Source organism: Ruegeria sp. K5 (assembly GCF_056531805.1).
In genome coordinates this window covers 233,922-252,884 of the sequence record NZ_JBQFML010000003.1, presented here as the reverse complement: position 1 = coordinate 252,884, position 18,963 = coordinate 233,922, and the positions used below count along the sequence as shown (strand labels likewise).

The following is an 18,963-nucleotide window of genomic DNA, read 5'->3' as shown; positions in this document are numbered from 1 at the left end:
TTAGATCTGCGTCCAGCCAGCCTTCAGCCAGGCCGCAAATTCCGCCTCGTCAACCTGACCCGCTGCAAGGTCTTCTATCATCTGGACACCTTTGACCGGGTCGGGCAGGAAGGCATATCCATTGAGCCTCAGAAAGGTCAGGGCGGTGACGAAAGCCGTGCGTTTGTTGCCGTCGATGAACGCATGGGCCTTGGCGATGCCGAACGCATAGGCCGCTGCGATTGCCGCCAGATCGGCATCTTCATAGGCCGCCAGATTCATGGCGCGTGCGCAGCCCATCTCCAACAGCGCCCGGTCGCGCATACCGGGCGCGCCGCCATGGCGCGAGATTTGTCGGTCGTGAATGGCGATGACTGCGGCCAGCGGAACCCAGATCCGCAGCTTCAAGCCAAGGCCTGCAGAAGATCGCGGTTTTCATCCATGACGATCTCGGCCGCTGCCAGCGCCTCGGCCACCGAAGGGTCATGCGCCATGACTTTCAACGTGCCATCATCCCCGCGCAGCACAAAAAGAGTGTCCCCTTCCTTGGCATCGAGGATGGTCAGCATTTCGGTCGATAATGTCATAACGGCCGAGTTTCCGACCTTGCGGATCTTGGTTTCGATCATTTGGACCTCCGGTATATATGGATGTATATACCGAAAGCGGCCCCATTTCGCAAGCCTAGGGGCTTGAGGCCCCCAAGGCTTGTCGGATCTAGGCCTAAAGCCTCAGATCGCTGGCCTCACGCGGCAGGCAGGATTTGATGTCATAGACGATGCTTTGCGATTTGCCATAGGCGCGGAATTGGGCCGGATCGAGCGTTTTGTATTCCTCATGCGCGACGGCCAGAATGACGCCATCATAGGTCCCGTCCTGTGGCGTATCGATCAGGGACAGACCATATTCCGCCTGCGCCGCTGCCGGGTCGGCATGCGGGTCGTGCACATCGACGCTGACGCCATAGCTTTGCAGTTCCTCGATAATATCAACCACGCGTGTATTGCGCAGGTCCGGGCAGTTTTCCTTGAAGGTCAGCCCCAGCACCAGAACCCGCGCCGCGCCGACATTGATACCGTCGCGCGTCATCCGCTTGATCAGTTGCGAGACCACATAACCGCCCATCCCGTCATTCAGGCGCCGCCCGGCGAGGATGATCTGAGGGTGGTGCCCCACCGCCTCGGCCTTGTGGGTCAGGTAATAGGGGTCGATGCCGATACAATGCCCACCGACCAGACCGGGGCGGAAGGGCAGAAAGTTCCACTTGGTGCCTGCGGCGCGCAGAACGGCCTCGGTATCGATTTCCATCCGGCCGAAGATCATCGCAAGTTCGTTCACCAAGGCAATGTTCAAGTCTCGTTGCGTGTTCTCAATGACCTTTGCGGCCTCGGCGACGCGGATGCTCTCGGCCTTGTGGGTTCCGGCGGTGATGATCCGCGCGTAAAGCGCATCGACCAGATCGGCCACGTCGGGGGTCGAGCCCGAGGTGACTTTGCAGATATCTGCAATCCGGTGGGTCTTATCGCCGGGATTGATCCGTTCAGGGCTGTAGCCTGCATAAAAATCGGCGTTGAACCGCAGGCCCGAGGCGCGTTCCAGCACCGGCACACAGTCTTCCTCGGTCGCGCCGGGATAGACGGTGGATTCGTAGATCACCAGATCACCGGGTTTCAGAACGCCGCCAACCGTTTCGGACGCCGCCAGCAAAGGCGACAGGTCCGGCCGTTTGCCCGGTGTAATCGGGGTGGGCACGGTGACGATATAGGTGTCACAGTCGGCCAGATCCGAGACGTTGGTGGTAAAGCTCAGCCCTGAGGCGGCGGCAAGATCTTCGGGCTCGACCTCTTGCGTGGCATCATTGCCGCCGCGCAAGGCGTCGATGCGCGGCTGGTTGATGTCAAAGCCGACGACCGGACCGATCTTGCCAAAGGCCACGGCCAGCGGCAGGCCGACATAGCCCAGTCCAATAACAGCGATCTTGCGGGCATCCGGGTTTGTGTCCAGCATCAAGCTTTGCCCCTTATTTGCCGTGATACTCTCGGAACCACTCGACAAAGCGCGCGATTCCATCCTTGAAATCGGTTTGCGGGCGGTATCCCGTCAGGCGTTGCAGCAGGTCGGTATTGGCCCAAGTGGCGGGAACATCGCCCATCTGCATCGGCATGTAATTGCGGATCGCCTCTTTGCCCACCGCCTCTTCGATGGCTTCCACGAAGTCCATCAGGCGCACCTTGTCGCCATTGCCGATATTGACGACCCGATAGGGGGCGACCGGGGACAGGCTGTCTCCGTCCTCGATCTCCTCCGCGCTTGCGGGCCGGACCGGAGGCACATCGATCAACAATCGGATGCCGCGAACAAGATCGTTCACATTTGTGAAGTCGCGATACATGTCACCATGGTTGTAGATGTCGATCGGACGATCATCCAGAATCGCATCAACAAATTTATACAGCGCCAGATCGGGCCGTCCCCAGGTGCCATAGACGGTGAAAAAGCGGAACATGGTGGTCGGCAGGTCCCACAGATGCGCGTAAGAATGGCCCATCGCCTCATTCGCCTTTTTGGTGGCCGAGTAGATGGTCAGCTGCGTGTCGGCCTTTTCGACCTCGGTAAAGGGCATATCCTCATTCGCGCCGTAGACCGACGAGGTCGAGGCCATCAGCAGGTGATCGACCTTATGCACACACGCGACCTCCATCACGTTGAAGGTGCCGACAACATTGGAGTTTATGTAGCTGCGCGGTTCTTCCAGGCTGTAGCGGACACCGGCCTGGGCGGCGAGGTGCACAATGACTTCGGGCTGAAACTCATCGGCGATTTTCATCAGTTGGTCGTGGTCTTCCAGCATGGCCTCGGTTGCGGTGAAGCCCGGCGTCTGCATCAGCATCTGATGGCGGCGCTGTTTCAGGGTGACGTCGTAATAGTCGGTCATCCCGTCATAACCATGAACGCGGAACCCTTCTGACAGCAGCAGCTTGGCCAGATGGAACCCGATGAAACCCGCTGTACCGGTAATCAAAACTCGCTTCATAAAACCCTCGAACACAATAAAACCCTAGGCATCAGGGATACTCTCCTTGCTGCAAGGTCAAGTAGAATCTCCCTTTTATCCGTCATAGCAAATCTGCAACCGGATTGGTCAACATCGTGCCATGGCCCGGAATTGCCGATTGTCGGAACGCATCAGGCCGGGTAGTGAAAGACTGTGATGGTTAGGAACTGGATCAAAGGGTTGTTCGGGCAGGGTGACGCGCAGACCGCAGAGGTTGACGCGCCGGAAATCGCGCCCGAGGAGCGGTTCATCGCAATCGGGGACATTCACGGGCGGCTGGACCTGTTACAGGATCTACTGCCTCGTCTGGATGATACGTGTCCATGGGTGTTTGTCGGCGACTACGTGGATCGCGGCGACAGCAGCGCACAGGTTCTGCATCACCTGCACCACCTCAGCGAATCCTCGGGCGGGCGGATCATCTGTTTGCTGGGCAATCACGAAGAGATGCTGTTGCGTTTTGTCGAAGACCCAAAGCGTGTGGGTCACCTTTGGCAGCAAAACGGCGGCGTTGAGACGCTGAACTCGTTCGGAGTGTCAGGCGGTGCCGAGGTGACAGAAGGCGAACAGGCCGTTGCCGTAGCCGAAGAGCTGCGGCAAGCCATGGGAAATGAGTTGCTGAGCTGGCTGTCAAACCGCCCGCTCAGCTGGACCAGCGGGAATGTCACGGTTGTCCACGCCGCTTTGGACCCGCGCAAGGCGCTGGACGCACAATTGCGCCAGATTTGCCTGTGGGGGCATCCGATGTTCCGGGTTCAGGCCAGACAGGACGGGCAATGGGTTGTGCACGGGCACACGATTGTCGCCCACGCGCGGGCGCAGAACGGGGTTGTCTCAATCGATACCGGGGCCTATTCCACCAGCCGCCTGACGGCGGCTGAGATATTCAGGGGCGGGGTGCGGTTTACCTCGACCTAACCGACAATCATCTGCTTCATGCGCAGCGCTTCGTATTCCAGTTCTTTAAGGCGGAAATGCACCACGTCGCCGATTGTGATCACGCCGCACAGGTTGCCATCGCGCAGGACCGGCATGTGGCGGAACCGGCCCTCGGTCATCGTTTTCAGAACTTCGTTCAACGGATCATCGGGCGAGCAGGTCTTGACCTCGCGCGTCATCAGATCCTCGACCGATTGCGGCAGGGTCTGGCCGGGCGTGTCCGCCATCCGGCGCACGATGTCGCGTTCCGACAGAATCCCCTGCAGCGCGCCGTTCTGATCGGTTACCAGAACAGCCCCGATCCGCTTTTCTTTCAGGGTGTTGACCACGGAATGGATCGTCTCGTTCGGGCGCACTGAAAACACCGAGTCGCCCTTGCCCTCAAGCAGTTTGGCCACGGTCGTCTGTGACTGCGCCAGATTGGACCCCGTCGTTTGGCTGTGCGTCGTCTTTTTGTCTTTATCGCCGCGCATCGGTGCCTGGTAAGAGGTTGGGGCCATGGGCAATCTCCTTCTTGGTTCTTGCAGTGTCTTTCCCTTTTACCTTAGCGCAGCTAAATGGCCTGTATAGGGTGCAAATGCCCTGATCGGCGAAAACCCGGAGTCTGACCTTGTGAGCGATCTGTACCTGACACCCCCCATCGCGGCGCTGATCTTCTTTGCGGTGGTCGTCTGTGGCCATAATTTCCGCATGGCGTGGAAACAACAGCCCGAGGGTTGGCAGAAACGCGCGTGGCTGTTCGGGCTTCCGGCGGGGATCGGCCTTTTGGTGCTGGGCTTTTTGCCGCTGAAGCTGTGAAGCCGGTTTGACTCTGACAGGGGGCGCTGGCATATGCCGGGCACTGATTTTCCCCGGAGACCGATCCATGCGTCTGTTGTCTGCACTGGCCCTTGCATCCTTTCTGACCGGTTGCCTGTTCGACAAGGAACCCGACGTGGTGCGCCTGTCGGGCGAGACGATGGGCACGACCTTCAACATCACCGCAATTGGCGAGGATCTGGACGAGGCCGCGCTGGCCGCATCGGTCGAACAGGCACTGGCCGAGGTCAACGCCAAGATGTCGAACTGGGACCCGAATTCCGAGGTTTCGACCTTCTCGGCCTCAACCAGCACCGACCCGGTGGCGATCTCTGACGAATTCGCGTTGGTCTTGGCGGCGGCAAATGATGTGCATGAGAAAACCGGCGGTACTTTCGACGTCACACTGGGCCCGCTGATCGAGCTTTGGGGCTTTGGCCCGCGCAAGCCCGAGGATCCGGTGCCATCGGATGCCGATATTCAGGCCGCCCTGAATGGTGTGGGGCAGGCGCGACTTTTGACGCTGGATGCCTCGGCTGGCACGTTGGCGAAATCTGATCCGTCTGTCGGGATCAACCTGTCAGCGATTGCCAAGGGCTATGGCATCGATGCGGTGGCCGAAACCCTGCAGGATGCGGGGATCGAGGATTATCTGGTCGAAATCGGCGGCGATCTGGTCACCAAGGGCCAGAACGATCAGGGCGAGGCCTGGCGGATCGGCATCGAAAAACCCGAGGCCGGATCGCAGAGCGTGCAGTTGATTGTGTCGCTGGATGATCGCGGCATGGCCAGCTCGGGCGATTACAAGAACTTCTTCGAGCAGGATGGCGTGCGCTATTCGCATATCATCGACCCGACCACCGGGCGTCCGATCACGCATCGCACGACCTCGGTCACGGTTCTGGCCGAAAACGCGATGATGGCCGATGCCTGGGCGACTGCCATGCTGGCGCTGGGGCAGGAAAAGGGTATGGAACTGGCCGAACAGTATAAACTTGCCGTGTATTTCATCTCGCGCGATGTGACAGGCGGCGACGATGCCTATATAACCGTCCACAGCAGCGCGTTCAAAGACGCCCTGGGAACCAACTGACCGGTAGGAACCGACATGAGCACCTTCATTCTGGCCTTTATTCTTCTGTCTCTGGTCATGGTCGGCATGTCGCTGGGTGTGATGCTGATGGGTAAGACCATCAAGGGCAGCTGCGGTGGTCTGAACGCGATCTCGGGCGCGGATAAATGCGTGGTCTGCCAAAAGGATGTAGACCCGAACAGCCCCCTGCGCGATCAGCTTCAGTGCAAGCGCGCCAAGAAGATGCTGGAACAGATGGAACGTCAGTCCTGATCTGCATTTGCGCAGCGCCGTTGGAACTGGCTAGATAGCCCCCGGACCAGTCGGGAGGCGCGCGTGGCCAAAGCCAGAAACATCCTGTTCATCATGTTCGACCAGCTGCGCTGGGATTATCTGAGCTGTTACGGGCATCCGCATCTGCACACTCCGAACATTGACCGTTTGGCCGCCCGTGGTGTGCGGTTTGACCGGGCCTATATTCAGTCGCCGATCTGCGGCAGTTCCCGCATGTCCACCTATACCGGGCGCTACGTGCATTCCCACGGCGCGTCGTGGAACGGCATTCCGCTGAAAGTGGGCGAGATCACGATGGGCGACCATCTGCGCAAGGCCGGTATGGATTGTTACCTTGTCGGCAAGACCCATATGCGCGCCGACGCCGAAGGCATGGCTCGGCTGGGGCTGGAACCTGACAGCCTGATCGGGGCCCGCGTGGCCGAATGCGGCTTTGATGTTTTCGAGCGAGACGACGGAATGTTGCCCGAGGGGCCAGATGGCTATTACGACCCGGACGGCGCGAAGGAATACAACAAGTATCTGACTGCCAAAGGGTACGAGAGCGATAACCCATGGCACGACTTCGCCAATTCCGGGTTGGATGCTGAGGGCAACGTTCTGTCCGGCTGGTTCCTCAAGAACGCAACTGAGCCCGCGAATATAGCCGAAGAGGATAGCGAAACGCCTTATCTGACCGGGCGCGGCATGGAGTTCATGGAAACCCATGACGGCCCGTGGTGTTGCCATCTGAGCTTTATCAAACCCCATTGGCCCTACATCGTGGCGGAACCCTATGCCTCGATGTACGGCCCCGAACATGTGCTGCCCGTTGTGCGATCCGAGGTAGAACGCCAGAACGCGCATCCGGTGCTCAAGGCATTCATGGACACCAAGATCGGCCAGACCTTTTCTCGTCAGGAGGTCCGCGAGGCCGTGATCCCCGCCTATATGGGCCTGATCAAGCAGGCCGACGACCAGATGGGCCGCCTGTTCGACTGGATGGAACAGACCGGGCGGATGGACGATACGATGATCGTTCTCACCTCGGATCACGGGGATTTTCTGGGCGATCACTGGATGGGTGAGAAAACCTTCTTCCACGATGCCTCGACCAAGATGCCGTTGATCATCTACGACCCCTCGCCCGAGGCCGACGCCACGCGCGGTACGGTCTGTGACGCGCTGGTCGAGTCCATCGACCTAGCGCCTACTTTCGTCGATGTGGCCGGAGGGGAAGTGGCCAACCATATCCTCGAAGGTCATTCCCTGCTGCCAATCCTGCATGGGCAGGTGCAAGAGGTGCCACGGGATGTGGTGATCTGCGAATACGATTATTCCGCCTCACCCATTGCCGAGCGTCTGAATGCTTCGGTCCGGGATGCAGTGATGTTCATGGTCGCCAACAAGCGCTGGAAGCTGATCAATTGCGAGGGCGGGCACCGCCCCATCCTGTTCGATCTGGAAAACGACCCGCAGGAACTGATCGATCTGGGCGACAGTACCGATCATGCCGAGGTGATCGCTGAGATGTACGAGCATCTGTTCGCCTGGACCCGCCGCCCGTCGCAGCGCACCACCCGGTCGGAACAGCAACTGATCGAGATGCGGAGCAAAAGCCGGGGCAGGGGGATTGTCTTGGGGGTTTACGACGAAAACGAGATGCCTCTGGACCTGACGGTCAAGTACCGCAACCGCAAGGCAAAACCCTACAAAACCTACCTGAAAGACTAGCTGCGCCGCGCTTTCCATTGCACATAGCGCGCCATGCTGCGTTCCAGCAGGTTCGGTGCTTTGCCATCGTCCAGATGTAATCCGCCGCCGCCCGCGCGATACATCTCGGCAAACACATCCAGCACTTTGGATTTGACCATTCCGCGCAGGGGGACATGGGCCATCATGCCATAGGTTGCCGCCCCGCCGGTCTTGGCAAGTTCGGGATTGGCGCGCACGGTGGCGACGGCCTGCGCCAGATCAGCCAGGTATTCATCCGTTACATGCAGGTGTTTGGCGGTGACCATGCAGTGGATGCCATCGGGGTTTTGCACCCGGTTGATGTTCCAACCCGCCCGCTCCAACTGATCCGCAACGGCGTAGATGTTCAGCTTTGGGTCGCTTGACCCATAAGCCAGCAACGGCCCCTGCGGGTTGCCAAGAATGCGCAGCCCGTCGATCGCTGTGATGCCTGCTTTCAGCTTTTCGACCGCCTCGGTCGTGTCTTTGGCCAGCCGACAATAGCCCTCGACCCCCAGCTTTTGCATCACCGCCCATGCGGCAGCATAGGCTCCGCCCGGTCGGGTGCCCAGCAGAGCGGGAGAGGCGAAGACTCCGCCGGGCCAGTCCTGACAGATGAACATCTGGTGTTTCAGCAGGTCCAGATCGCGATAGAGGATGGTCGAGGCCCCCTTGGCCGCATAGCCATATTTGTGCAGGTCGGCCGAGATCGAGGTGACGCCCGGAACCCGGAAATCCCAGTCGGGCAGGTCAACCCCGTTCCGCTCCATGAACGGCAGGATCAGCCCGCCGACGCAGGCGTCGATATGCAGCGGGATGCCTTTGGACTGCGCAATCGCCCCCATTTCGGCAATCGGGTCGATGGTGCCATGCGGGTATTCCGGGGCTGAACCCAGGATCATGACCGTGCCCGCGTTGATCATTCGCTTCAGCCGGGAAATGTCGGTCGCATAATCCGGTGCCATTGGCAGCAGGCGCGCCTTGACCCCGAAATATTCCGCTGCCTTGAACCATGCCACATGCGCCGTCTTGGGCAGGATCATGTTGGGCCGTGTCACCTTGCGCCGTTTGCGCGCCATATCGCGATAGGTTTTGACCGCCATCAGGCAGCTTTCCGTCCCACCCGCCGTCACAACGCCGCACGTGTCCGGCCCGCCATGCAGCAGACCGGCCATGGTCGAGATGATCTGGGTCTCCATCCGTTTCAGGCTTTGAAACGCGGCAGGGTTCAGGCCGTTGGCCGAAGAAAACGCGCTGTAGGCCTTGGCGGTGAAGGCGTCGTGGTCGTTATCCAGATGGTAAACCAGGCTCCAGGTCCGGCCATCGCGATAATTCGGGTCATCCTCGGCAAAGGACTTGAGCTGGTCCAGTATCTCACCCTCGGGGCGGCCGGTTTCCGGTAGTTTCTGATGGTCCATATCCTATCCCCCTTGGGCCAGCAGCAGCGCCAGAGAAATGCCCAGATAGTTCCCGATGGCAAAACCCAGAATGCCGGTTGCCATTCCCGACATCAAGATCGCCGGGTTGCGCAGGCTGCGCGAGATCATGGGCACGAAGGCAGGAGACATGACAGCAGCGACCGAGGTGATCAGAAACGTGTCCCGATCCACCCCCGCCAATCGCGCCAGCAGCGCATGCAGGGCAAAACTGCCAAAGGTTGCTATTAGGACGAACCCCAGAACGGCCAGATCCAAGTCGCGCAGCTTTGCCAGATCCATCGAGGCCGCAACGCTGAACGAAAATACATAAAGCAGATACATCCCCATATGCGGCGCGGCCCGGTTTTGGCGTAAGGACGGGGTCAGGGACCCCAGAATGCCCAGCGTCGTCAGCAGAACGACGATCATCACCTGCGGCGCGGCGAAGGTGACGAAAGGGGCCAAGGTCAATGCCGCACCGACACACATCGAGGCCCCAAGCAACGCAATCAGCCCGTGTGCGATCCAGTTGGGCCGGGTGGCCTCGGCCGGTTCCGGCGAATTGGTTTCAACGCCTCCGGCAAAGGGCTTCAGGAATCGCCCAAAGACCACAGGGGCCAGCGTCAGCACAAACAGCAGGTAGGCTGCGCCAACAACGGTGTCGACGGTGGCAAACAGCAGATAGCGACCCTCGGGGATATCCAGCGCGAGCTTGATCGCGCCCATATTGGCCAGCCCGCCAGTATACATGCCGACGGCCATGCCCGACAGCTGCTCGGCCTGTTCGGTGCCGCCTGCGTTGAACGCGTAGAACAGACCGGTAGCAACAAGACTTACCGACAACACGGCCAACACCATGGACAAAAGGGCTGATCCGGCGATCCGACCCCAGGCGCGCAGATTGACGCCAAACAGCAGCAGCGGAAGGGCAAGCCCCAGGCTGGCCTCGATCACGCTGTTGCGGATGTGCTGGGCCGGTTCGGGTTGCAGGCCCGACAAACCCAGCGCCAGACCACCCATATAGCACAGCACAATCGGCCCCAGCCGCCCGGCCAGCGCCCAATGCCGCGCCAACAGCATCAGCGCGGCAGGCGCGAATACGTAGATCAGTGCAAACACCGCAATCTCTGGCTGCATGACTGTCCTCTCCCCTGTGGTCGAGACTAGGCAGCCCGACCTCAATGGCGCAAGGTGGCGTGACGTAAGGTTCGCTGCGTGTTGGGGTATGGAAATCCGGGCCTCTGTGCCCGATGAGCGGTTGATTAAATCTGCGCCAATTGCCTCAAAGGCGGTTCACCCCCCGGCGGTCACCGGGTAGAAGGTTCGCCAAGAGCAGTTACCGGAGAGTAAAATGGCCACGCCCAAACCCGTAGTCCTGTGCATTCTCGATGGTTGGGGATTGTCCGAGGACACGCAGGCCAACGCGCCTTATCTGGCGAAAACGCCCACCTTCGATGCGATCATTCAGGGCCCGCATGCCACGCTGATCACCCACGGCCCGGATGTGGGTCTGCCCAGCGGGCAGATGGGCAATTCCGAGGTTGGCCATACCAATATCGGCGCGGGCCGGGTTGTGGCGATGGATCTTGGACAGATCGATCTTGCCATCGAGGATGGATCCTTCTTCGACAATGAAACGTTGCAGGATTTTATCGCCAAGGTGAAGGCGGCGGGTGGTACGGCGCATCTGATGGGTCTGCCCTCGGACGGCGGCGTGCATGGCCATGTGAATCACATCGTCGCTGCGGCCAAGGCAATCACCGATGCCGGGGTGCCGGTAGCGTTGCACGCGGTGACGGATGGGCGCGACGTTGCCCCGAAATCGGCTTTTGGGTACATCGCCGAGCTTGAGGATCGTCTGCCCGAAGGCGCGCGCATTGTCACCGTCAGCGGGCGTTACTTTGCGATGGACCGCGACAACCGGTGGGAGCGCGTGTCAGAGGCGTATAACGCCATGATCAAAGGGCAGGGTCGCGCGGCCAGTTCCGCACATGGCGCGGTCGATCACGCGTACAACCAATCGGAAACCGATGAATTCATCTCGCCCACGGTGCTGGATGGCTATAAGGGTGTCAAAGACGGCGACGGGTTCTTTTGCCTGAACTTCCGCGCCGACCGCGCACGGGAAATCCTGCGCGCCATTGGCGAGCCGGGCTTTGCCGATTTCGATACCGGCCCGCGCCCGGCGCTGTCGGCATTGCTGGGGATGGTCGAGTATTCCGACGGCCACAACGGTTACATGACAACGGTGTTCCCGAAACGCGCCATCGTGAACACGCTGGGCGAATGGGTGGCCAAACAGGGCCTGCGCCAGTTCCGGCTGGCCGAGACCGAGAAATACCCCCATGTGACCTTCTTTCTGAATGGCGGCAAAGAGGTGCCCGAGGCAGGCGAGGACCGCTTCATGCCCAAATCGCCCAAAGTGGCGACCTATGATCTGCAGCCCGAGATGTCGTCGACCGAAGTGACCGCCAAATTCGTCGAGGCGATTGAGGCGGGCTATGATTTGATCGTCACCAACTATGCCAATCCGGACATGGTTGGGCATACAGGCGATTTGCAGGCCGCGATCAAAGCTTGCGAAGCCGTGGATCAGGGTCTGGCACAGGTCGTCGAAGCATTGAACTCCGCCGGGGGCGCGATGATCGTCACAGCCGATCACGGCAATTGCGAAATGATGGTCGATCCGGAAACCGGCGGGCCACATACCGCGCATACGCTGAACCCGGTGCCGGTTGCTCTGGTCGGTGGCCCCGCAGGTGCCGCGTTGCGAAGCGGGCGATTGTCGGATCTTGCGCCAACGCTTCTGGACCTGATGGACCTGCCCAAGCCACCTGAAATGACCGGGGAAAGCCTGCTGTCATGAGGGGTCTGGCCGTCGCAGTCGCGCTGTGTCTCGCCGGTTCGGCGACGGCCCAAAGCAATCCGTCTGAGGCGGCGCTGGCAGCGGCCGAGATGCTGGAACAGGCCTCGGTTTCACTGACCGAAGCCGATAGCGCGCGGGACCGCGTGCGGGCCCTGACCCAGACGATCCAGGGCTACGAGGCCGGACTGTCCGCCATGCGCGACGGTTTGCGCATGGCCGCCACGCGTGAGGCGCAGCTGTCTGCCGAATTGCGCGCCCGCGAAAAGGATGTGGCGCAGCTGCTGGGTGTGTTGCAGACGATCGAGACCACCGCACCGCCGGTTCTGATGCTGCATCCCTCTGGCCCTTTGGGCGCGGCCCGCACCGGCATGATGCTGTCCGAGGTCACACCGGGCCTAAACGCCAAGGCCGAAGCTTTGGCGCGTGATCTGCAAGAGGTTCAGACCCTGCGCCTGTTGCAACAGGACGCCGCCGAAACCCTGACCGAAGGCCTGACCGGTGTGCAATCGGCCCGCACCCGTCTGAGCGAGGCGATTGCCGACCGCACCGACCTGCCGCAGCGCTTTGTCGAGGATCCGATCAAGACGGCGATCCTGATCTCGTCGACCGAAACGCTGGACGGGTTTGCCAGCGGATTGTCCGAAATCTCGGAAGGGGAGATTGCGGCCACCAATGCCAGCGTCTCGGGTCGCAAGGGTGATATATTGCTGCCGGTTCAGGGCATTCTTCTGCACAGGGCAGGCGAAACAGACGCGGCGGGCGTGACGCGCCCCGGTCTGGTCCTGGGCACACGGCCCCGCGCGCTGGTGACTGCGCCCACTGCGGCAACCATTCGCTATCGCGGCCCGCTGCTGGACCTTGGAAACCTGATTATTCTGGAACCGCAACCGGGGCTTTTGTTTGTTTTTTCCGGCTTGCAAGAGGTCTATGGCGACATCGGACAAGTGATCCCCGAAGGCACACCGGTTGGGCTGATGCCCGGTGAAACCCCGGAAATCGGCGCTATTTTGTCAACAACTGGTGATGGCACTGGAACTGACCGGTCAGAAACGCTCTATATAGAGGTAAGAGAAGACAACAGCCCCGTGGACCCGGAATCGTGGTTTCGGACCAGCAAGGATGGATAAACGAGTATGAAGAAATTTGTGATGGCCGGACTGGCCGGAACCGTGGCAGGCATCATTGCAACCACTCAGATTGCAGGCCCGTTGCTGGCGCAAGAGGCCGAAAAGAAGGCCGATGTGTATCAGCAACTGGACCTGTTCGGTGACATCTTCGAACGCATTCGCGCGCAATATGTCGAAGAGGTCGAGCCCGAGGAACTGATCGAAGCGGCAATTGACGGCATGCTGACCTCGCTGGATCCGCACTCCAGCTACCTGTCCCCCGATGATGCCGAACAGATGCGCGTGCAGACGCGGGGTGAGTTCGGTGGCCTTGGCATCGAAGTCACGCAGGAAGAAGGCTTTGTCAAAGTCGTCTCGCCCATCGATGACACGCCCGCCGATGAGGCCGGGATCGAGGCCGGGGATTTCATCACTCATGTGGATGGCGAAAGCATTCTGGGCCTGACATTGGACAAGGCCGTTGAGCTGATGCGCGGGCCGGTGGGCTCCGAGATCATCATCACCGTTGTCCGCGAAGGCGAGCCCGAGCCATTCGACGTCACCATCATCCGCGACACGATCAAACTGACCGCCGTGCGCGCCCGCACCGAGGGCACCAGCGTGGTGCTGCGGGTGACTACGTTTAACGATCAGACCTTCCCCAACCTGCAGGCCGGGCTGGAAGAACAGATCGCCGAAGCCGGTGGCATCGAAAAGGTCAATGGCGTCGTGCTGGATTTGCGCAACAATCCCGGCGGTCTGCTGACGCAGGCGATCCGGGTGTCGGACGCGTTCCTGAACGAAGGCGAGATCGTCTCGACCCGTGGCCGCAACCCGGAAGAGGGCGAGCGGTTCAACGCAACCCCCGGTGACCTGGCCGAAGGCAAGCCGATCGTTGTTCTGATCAACGGCGGCTCGGCCTCGGCCTCGGAAATCGTGGCCGGTGCCCTGCAGGATCACCGCCGCGCCATCGTGGTCGGTACCAAGAGCTTTGGCAAAGGCTCGGTCCAGACGGTGATGCCGCTGCGGGGCGACGGGGCGATGCGCCTGACGACCTCGCGCTATTACACGCCGTCGGGACGCTCGATCCAGGCGCTTGGCGTCAGCCCCGACATCATCGTCGAACAGCCGCGCCCGCAGCCCGAAACCGAGGAAGAAGAGGAAAACCGCTTCACCCGGTCCGAGGCCGAACTGCGCGGCAGTCTGGACAATGACAGCCTGAGCGAGGACGAAATCCGCCAGATCGAAGAAGACCGCGCCAAGGCCGAAGCCACCGCTGAACTGCGGGAAGAGGATTACCAGCTGGCCTACGCCATAGATATCCTCAAGGGTCTGTCGGCTTTCAATCCAAACGGGCCTTCGCAGTAAGGCGCTTGGGCATTAGGGACGCGGGGCGGAGTAGGGCCGAACCTCTGACCAAAAGTGTTGATCGTGTGCGAATAAGTGCGCGATCGACAACGTGTGAATGGTAGTTGTGGGTGCCAAAGCAAACGGTGTTCGTTTGGTGAATTTGCTCAAATGCCACAGGAATTTCCTATCAAAAACAAATATATGAATTGTTCTCTTCAAGCCTTATGATGGTGAAGTGGTTTCGCCTTTTGCCGCGAGAGGAGACAGTTGGTGATAATCAATAGCCCGATCGATTTGGGTCGCAAATTGCAGCGCGTGGCTTTGACGAGTTTAACATTCGTAAGTTTAGCTTACTTTTTGTTGTCAGCCAGCGCACAAGCCCAAAGCTCACAGGTTTGCGCTGAATTGGGATCGCCTCGAGTAGAGTATTCATCTGGATCTGAAACTACTCTTACAAACCAAACTATCTCTACAACCGAGCGTACGTGTCTTCCAATCCCGAATGGACCGATAACGGGACTTACTATTGAAAACTCATCAATAACGTCCTCTGGGGAGATCGAGATATATGTCCCGGGTCGGAACGTAGTTCCCAGTAACGCTTCAGTATTGACCCTGCTTAATGTAGATGTCGCAGCAGGTAGTGGAGACTTTGTTTCCCGAGAAGCGCTGGCTACAAACCTGAACGGCAAGCTTAGAGTAAATCTGATCAACACTTCGATTGGATCGGGCCGATCCATGACGTTTGCGCCATTCAATGGCCAAAACATCGACCCCACCGAAGTGTACTTTCAATCCGACCGTCCGTTAACCTACGACAACCTGACGGTTGTGGGAGCAACCGAAGTCGTTTTCGGTGCATATTTTATTCAAACTCGGATTGTTGAGGCTTCTGATTTTACACTGACCAATAGTTCGATTTCTTCAACCAGCGATATGGAGATTGCCGCCGGAACAACGTTGCGCCTGGATGCGTCAAGCAGTCTTTCTTCCTTTAACTTCGACAATTTTGGCACTTTGGCGGGCAATGGCACGGTAAATGCCGTCAATTTCACGGTAAAAAACGGCGGCGTACTTTCGCCGGGCTTTTCTATCGGAACGCTCCACAACACTGGAGGGATCGCCTTTGATGCCGGATCAACCATCTTGACTGAAGTTGATCCCTTAGCCGGACAAAAAGCCGACTTGGTTACATCCACCGGTCCAGTGACCGGAATCAATCGTGCGAGGATACAGGTCGAAGCAGCTCGACCCGGTTTGTCAGCACAAGACTATGCGTCTGGCAACGATTACACAGTCTTTCAAGCTTCCAGTTTCGACGGTGACACCCCCATACTTGTTGCCGGGGGTTCCTTGCCAGCTCTCTCCAGCTTGAGTATCGCAAATGTGCCAACGGCAGACGGTAGAATTGATATAGCGTTTACGACGCTGCCCGTTTCAAGCCTGCCGCAGAACCCCCTAGTTGCAGGCTCTCCCAATGCCAGTAACCTTTCCGGAGCAGTTGCGAACACGGCAAGCACTTCGCCGGGAACCATGCTTAGCAGTGGCGCGACTTTGGGCAACGCTGTCAGCACGCTAACCAATGCTGGGTTGGCCGGGTTCAATCGGGTACATGCCGAGCCCTATTCCTCAAATTTGACAATCGGGTTGGAGCAACTGGACCTGATAACCAACGCTGTGCTTAGCCACGCAGATTGTCGCAGGTATCAATCCGTTGGCTTCAGGACCCAGGACCAACCCATTGCGTCCGGTGACATCGATGCCATCCAGAACAGGACTGGTGCAATAGACTGTGCTGATCGTCGCTGGTGGATCGATACAGCTTATGTGAGTGGCAATGTCGATGGCAGTGACGGCCTCGGAACATTCGATTATTCGCTCAGCACCATTGTGGCCGGTGCGGATGTCGTAAGTTCCGATAGAGGGGTCGTTGGCGTTTACGCAGGCGTTGGGACGTCCTCTATGGATGAGCACGATCAAGTCGATCAAGACTTTTCGACCGACAGCTATCACGCTGGTGTTTACGGTCGTACGACAACCGGAACCTGGGAATTTTCCGGGTTGATCGGATACATGTTCGGTGAAACCGACGCCAGGCGGATTAACCCTTCTCTTGATGGCTTTACTGGAGGTGAGGCAAAATCGGATCTTGACCAAGAGGGAATTCACGCCGGTGTTCAGGCAAGGAAGCTGGTCAACCTGAAAAGCGGTGCAAGAATGTCCACAGTTTTTGGATTGAATTATGGTCGCATCCGGCAAGGCTCTGGGACAGAGACCGGGGGCGGTGACTTTAACTATTCAGTTGAAAATGCGGATGCGGAGTCCCTGATCGCTTCCATTGGAATTGACTATCAACAGGACTTCTTAACCGAGAATGGTTTGCTCACACCAATAGCCTTTGCCCGCTACGAGTACGACTTCTATGCCAACAAGAACAGGGAACACGAAATCACCGTTACGAGCCCGATATTTGGGACATTCACTCAAGTCGGACAAAACCGAGGAGCCAATGGGTTCGTTCTTGGGCTGGGGCTAGGGTATCAGATGTCTGAGCAAACTAGGTTCACGGCAGGGTACAGTTATTCGGCTCGTTCCAATGGCGAAGAACATGGCCTGGGAGCAAATTTAAGCGTACTGTTCTGATCAGTAAAAAAAGCCATCGATTAAACTGCGGCTTTGTTGCGCACTGCCGCCGTTCCCGGGTGCGGTACATTCCCAGAAATATGCGAGGGTTAAATTTTAGAGTAGTTTAGTACACTGTGCTTTGTATCTGGCCTCGCAATACTTCTGGTAAGTTGCTTGCAGCAGGGCGCGGACCTTCTTCATCCCTCGATCTTGTGCAGTTTGCTTTCGTCCAGCCTCAGCGCAAGAAGAATACCGACCGAGACCGAGATGGTGGAAAAGACAAAGGCCATGCTCATGCCGCTGTTGAAGGCCGCTGAAAGGGCGGATTTGACCGTTTCGACCTGATCCGCATCAAATTTGGCCAAAACCGCGCGGGCCGAGTTTGTATCGAGTGTGCCGCCGTTGATGGCGCGCAGATCGGTGTCGGACAGGGTGATCTTGGCGGCGGCCAGTTTGTCGCGCAGGCTGGACAGGGACACCACATACATGATCGCGGTGGCGCAGGCGACGGAGATCGCTCCGTAAACAAGGTGGGTCATGAAACTCAGCCCACCGACCAGACCGGCGCGTTCGGGCTTGACCGCACAAACTGCCGCGGTGCCCGACGGACCAACCGTCAGCGTTGCCCCCAGCCCGATCATCGCCATGCCGGGCAGGATCTGGAAATACCCCAACCCGCCGGGCAGAAGCACGATGCTGGCCGAGCCGATGGTGGCCAGCATGTATCCCCAGAACAACAGCCGCTTGGGCCCGAAATCATTGTAAAGCGTCCCCGACACGATCGAGCCCACGGCCAGCAGAACGGTCAGCGGAGCAAGCCCCAAAGCCGAGGCAAAGGTCGACCAGCCAAGCACCTTTTGCATGTATTGCGGGAAATACAGCAGGGCGACAAAGGCAGCGGAGACGTTGAACATGTTCAGCCCCAGTGTGATCCGGAACTGTTTGTTCTGCATCATCTGCGGCAGTAGCAGTGGTTCCTTCACGCGTTTCTCGACCTTTGGGAACAGGAAAAACAGAACCGCGCTGACAAAGAACAAAAGCAGCAGCGGAACCGAGGTCCAACCCCAATCCGCGCCGACATCAAGCCCGTAAAGCAGAAGCAGTACGGCCAGGGACAACAGGCCCATACCGGCGAAATCGATATGCTCGCCCTGCTTGTGCTGGGTCTCGCGCTCCATCAGGACCAGCGCGGTGGCCATCGAGATGCAGGAAAAAATCACATTCGCCAGGAAGAAATAGCGCCACTCGCCCAGGTTTACGGCAAGCCCGCTGATCATCGGACCAAAGACGTTGCCCGAGGTGACGCCGGCCAGGATCAGACCCATCACCAGCGCGCGGTGTTCCTGACGCGAGACTTTGGTGGCCCCGAAAGCCAGCGTGCAGGGCCAGACGCAGCCCGCGCCGATCCCTTGCAGCGCCCGCGCGCCGATCAGGAAATCGAGGCTGGGGGCCACAAAACACATCACCGACGAAAACAGAAAGATCGTCAGGCCGATGATCATGATTTTGCGGTGGCCGTACATATCGCCAAGGCGGCCCCCGGCTACCATGGTCATGGCAAAGAACAGCGCATAGATATTCAGGACCCATTGGGTGCTGGTGATATCGGTGTCAAAGCTGTTCTCGATTGCCGGGACCAGCATCAGGGCGCCGGTAAAATCGATCCCGATGCCGAAGGCGGTCACCATCAAAGCGATGACTTTTATGATGCTGCTCCGCTCCATATCCGCACCTTTTTCGATCCTGGT

The 18,963-nt window shown here is 58.9% G+C and carries 17 protein-coding genes; 9 read left to right on the top strand and 8 right to left on the bottom strand.

The features are described from left to right. The 4 genes from ACR0MO_RS12345 to ACR0MO_RS12330 all read right to left on the bottom strand — a co-directional run bounded on the left by ACR0MO_RS12345 (position 1) and on the right by ACR0MO_RS12330 (position 3,013). A complete protein-coding gene (locus tag ACR0MO_RS12345) occupies positions 1 to 387 on the bottom strand; it encodes a type II toxin-antitoxin system death-on-curing family toxin (RefSeq protein WP_480873711.1) in 387 nt (128 codons plus the stop codon). Beyond that, positions 384 to 608: an AbrB/MazE/SpoVT family DNA-binding domain-containing protein gene (locus ACR0MO_RS12340; protein WP_170453913.1), complete on the bottom strand. Its 225-nt coding sequence runs from the start codon at positions 606 to 608 to the stop codon at positions 384 to 386. Before ACR0MO_RS12340 ends, ACR0MO_RS12345 begins: the two co-directional genes overlap by 4 nt. 94 nt (positions 609 to 702) lie before the next feature. Beyond that, positions 703 to 1,986 (bottom strand): Vi polysaccharide biosynthesis UDP-N-acetylglucosamine C-6 dehydrogenase TviB, encoded by a 1,284-nt coding sequence (gene tviB, locus ACR0MO_RS12335; protein ID WP_170453912.1) that lies wholly within the window; start codon positions 1,984 to 1,986, stop codon positions 703 to 705. A gap of 13 nt (positions 1,987 to 1,999) precedes the next feature. Further along, positions 2,000 to 3,013, bottom strand: coding sequence for a GDP-mannose 4,6-dehydratase (locus ACR0MO_RS12330; RefSeq protein WP_480891506.1), 1,014 nt, complete (start codon positions 3,011 to 3,013; stop codon positions 2,000 to 2,002). Positions 3,014 to 3,190: 177 nt separating this feature from the next. Between ACR0MO_RS12330 and ACR0MO_RS12325 the strand changes: the two genes are divergently transcribed. Continuing rightward, positions 3,191 to 3,952 carry a metallophosphoesterase gene (locus ACR0MO_RS12325; protein WP_170622237.1) on the top strand — a complete coding sequence of 254 codons (762 nt, stop codon included), beginning with the start codon at positions 3,191 to 3,193 and terminating at the stop codon, positions 3,950 to 3,952. On the opposite strand, the gene ACR0MO_RS12320 is transcribed toward ACR0MO_RS12325, so the two are convergent. After that, on the bottom strand, positions 3,949 to 4,473 hold the full coding sequence (locus tag ACR0MO_RS12320; RefSeq protein ID WP_170453910.1) for a CBS domain-containing protein: 525 nt from the start codon (positions 4,471 to 4,473) through the stop codon (positions 3,949 to 3,951). The genes ACR0MO_RS12325 and ACR0MO_RS12320 overlap by 4 nt on opposite strands. A gap of 112 nt (positions 4,474 to 4,585) precedes the next feature. On the opposite strand from ACR0MO_RS12320, the gene ACR0MO_RS12315 reads away from it, so the two are divergent. The 4 genes from ACR0MO_RS12315 to ACR0MO_RS12300 all read left to right on the top strand — a co-directional run bounded on the left by ACR0MO_RS12315 (position 4,586) and on the right by ACR0MO_RS12300 (position 7,850). Continuing rightward, a complete protein-coding gene (locus ACR0MO_RS12315; protein WP_170453909.1) occupies positions 4,586 to 4,771 on the top strand; it encodes a hypothetical protein in 186 nt (61 codons plus the stop codon). A 67-nt stretch (positions 4,772 to 4,838) separates the two neighbouring features. Then, the gene (locus ACR0MO_RS12310; protein WP_480873722.1) at positions 4,839 to 5,864 is read left to right on the top strand and encodes an FAD:protein FMN transferase; all 1,026 of its coding nucleotides are present in this window, start codon (positions 4,839 to 4,841) and stop codon (positions 5,862 to 5,864) included. A gap of 15 nt (positions 5,865 to 5,879) precedes the next feature. After that, entirely contained in the window at positions 5,880 to 6,116 is a 237-nt protein-coding gene (gene nqrM / locus ACR0MO_RS12305; RefSeq protein ID WP_170453907.1) for a (Na+)-NQR maturation NqrM, read from the top strand. 93 nt (positions 6,117 to 6,209) lie between these two features. Next, on the top strand, positions 6,210 to 7,850 hold the full coding sequence (locus ACR0MO_RS12300) for a sulfatase-like hydrolase/transferase (RefSeq protein WP_480891571.1): 1,641 nt from the start codon (positions 6,210 to 6,212) through the stop codon (positions 7,848 to 7,850). On the opposite strand, the gene ACR0MO_RS12295 is transcribed toward ACR0MO_RS12300, so the two are convergent. Further along, on the bottom strand, positions 7,847 to 9,268 hold the full coding sequence (locus ACR0MO_RS12295; RefSeq protein WP_480584856.1) for a pyridoxal phosphate-dependent decarboxylase family protein: 1,422 nt from the start codon (positions 9,266 to 9,268) through the stop codon (positions 7,847 to 7,849). The genes ACR0MO_RS12300 and ACR0MO_RS12295 overlap by 4 nt on opposite strands. Before the next feature lie 3 nt (positions 9,269 to 9,271). Continuing rightward, positions 9,272 to 10,405 carry a DUF819 family protein gene (locus ACR0MO_RS12290; protein ID WP_480584854.1) on the bottom strand — a complete coding sequence of 378 codons (1,134 nt, stop codon included), beginning with the start codon at positions 10,403 to 10,405 and terminating at the stop codon, positions 9,272 to 9,274. 214 nt (positions 10,406 to 10,619) lie between these two features. Between ACR0MO_RS12290 and gpmI the strand changes: the two genes are divergently transcribed. The 4 genes from gpmI to ACR0MO_RS12270 all read left to right on the top strand — a co-directional run bounded on the left by gpmI (position 10,620) and on the right by ACR0MO_RS12270 (position 17,233). After that, positions 10,620 to 12,134: a 2,3-bisphosphoglycerate-independent phosphoglycerate mutase gene (gene gpmI, locus ACR0MO_RS12285; RefSeq protein WP_480891504.1), complete on the top strand. Its 1,515-nt coding sequence runs from the start codon at positions 10,620 to 10,622 to the stop codon at positions 12,132 to 12,134. Continuing rightward, on the top strand, positions 12,131 to 13,261 hold the full coding sequence (locus tag ACR0MO_RS12280; RefSeq protein ID WP_480891502.1) for a murein hydrolase activator EnvC family protein: 1,131 nt from the start codon (positions 12,131 to 12,133) through the stop codon (positions 13,259 to 13,261). Before gpmI ends, ACR0MO_RS12280 begins: the two co-directional genes overlap by 4 nt. 6 nt (positions 13,262 to 13,267) lie before the next feature. Then, a complete protein-coding gene (locus ACR0MO_RS12275) occupies positions 13,268 to 14,608 on the top strand; it encodes a S41 family peptidase (RefSeq protein WP_170522571.1) in 1,341 nt (446 codons plus the stop codon). 591 nt (positions 14,609 to 15,199) lie between these two features. Then, positions 15,200 to 17,233, top strand: coding sequence for an autotransporter family protein (locus ACR0MO_RS12270; protein WP_480891500.1), 2,034 nt, complete (start codon positions 15,200 to 15,202; stop codon positions 17,231 to 17,233). A gap of 179 nt (positions 17,234 to 17,412) precedes the next feature. Here the strand turns inward: ACR0MO_RS12270 and ACR0MO_RS12265 are convergent, their stop codons facing one another. Further along, positions 17,413 to 18,939, bottom strand: a complete 1,527-nt coding sequence (locus ACR0MO_RS12265; protein ID WP_170453900.1) for an MFS transporter — start codon at positions 18,937 to 18,939, stop codon at positions 17,413 to 17,415. Between the last annotated feature and the right edge of the window lie 24 nt (positions 18,940 to 18,963).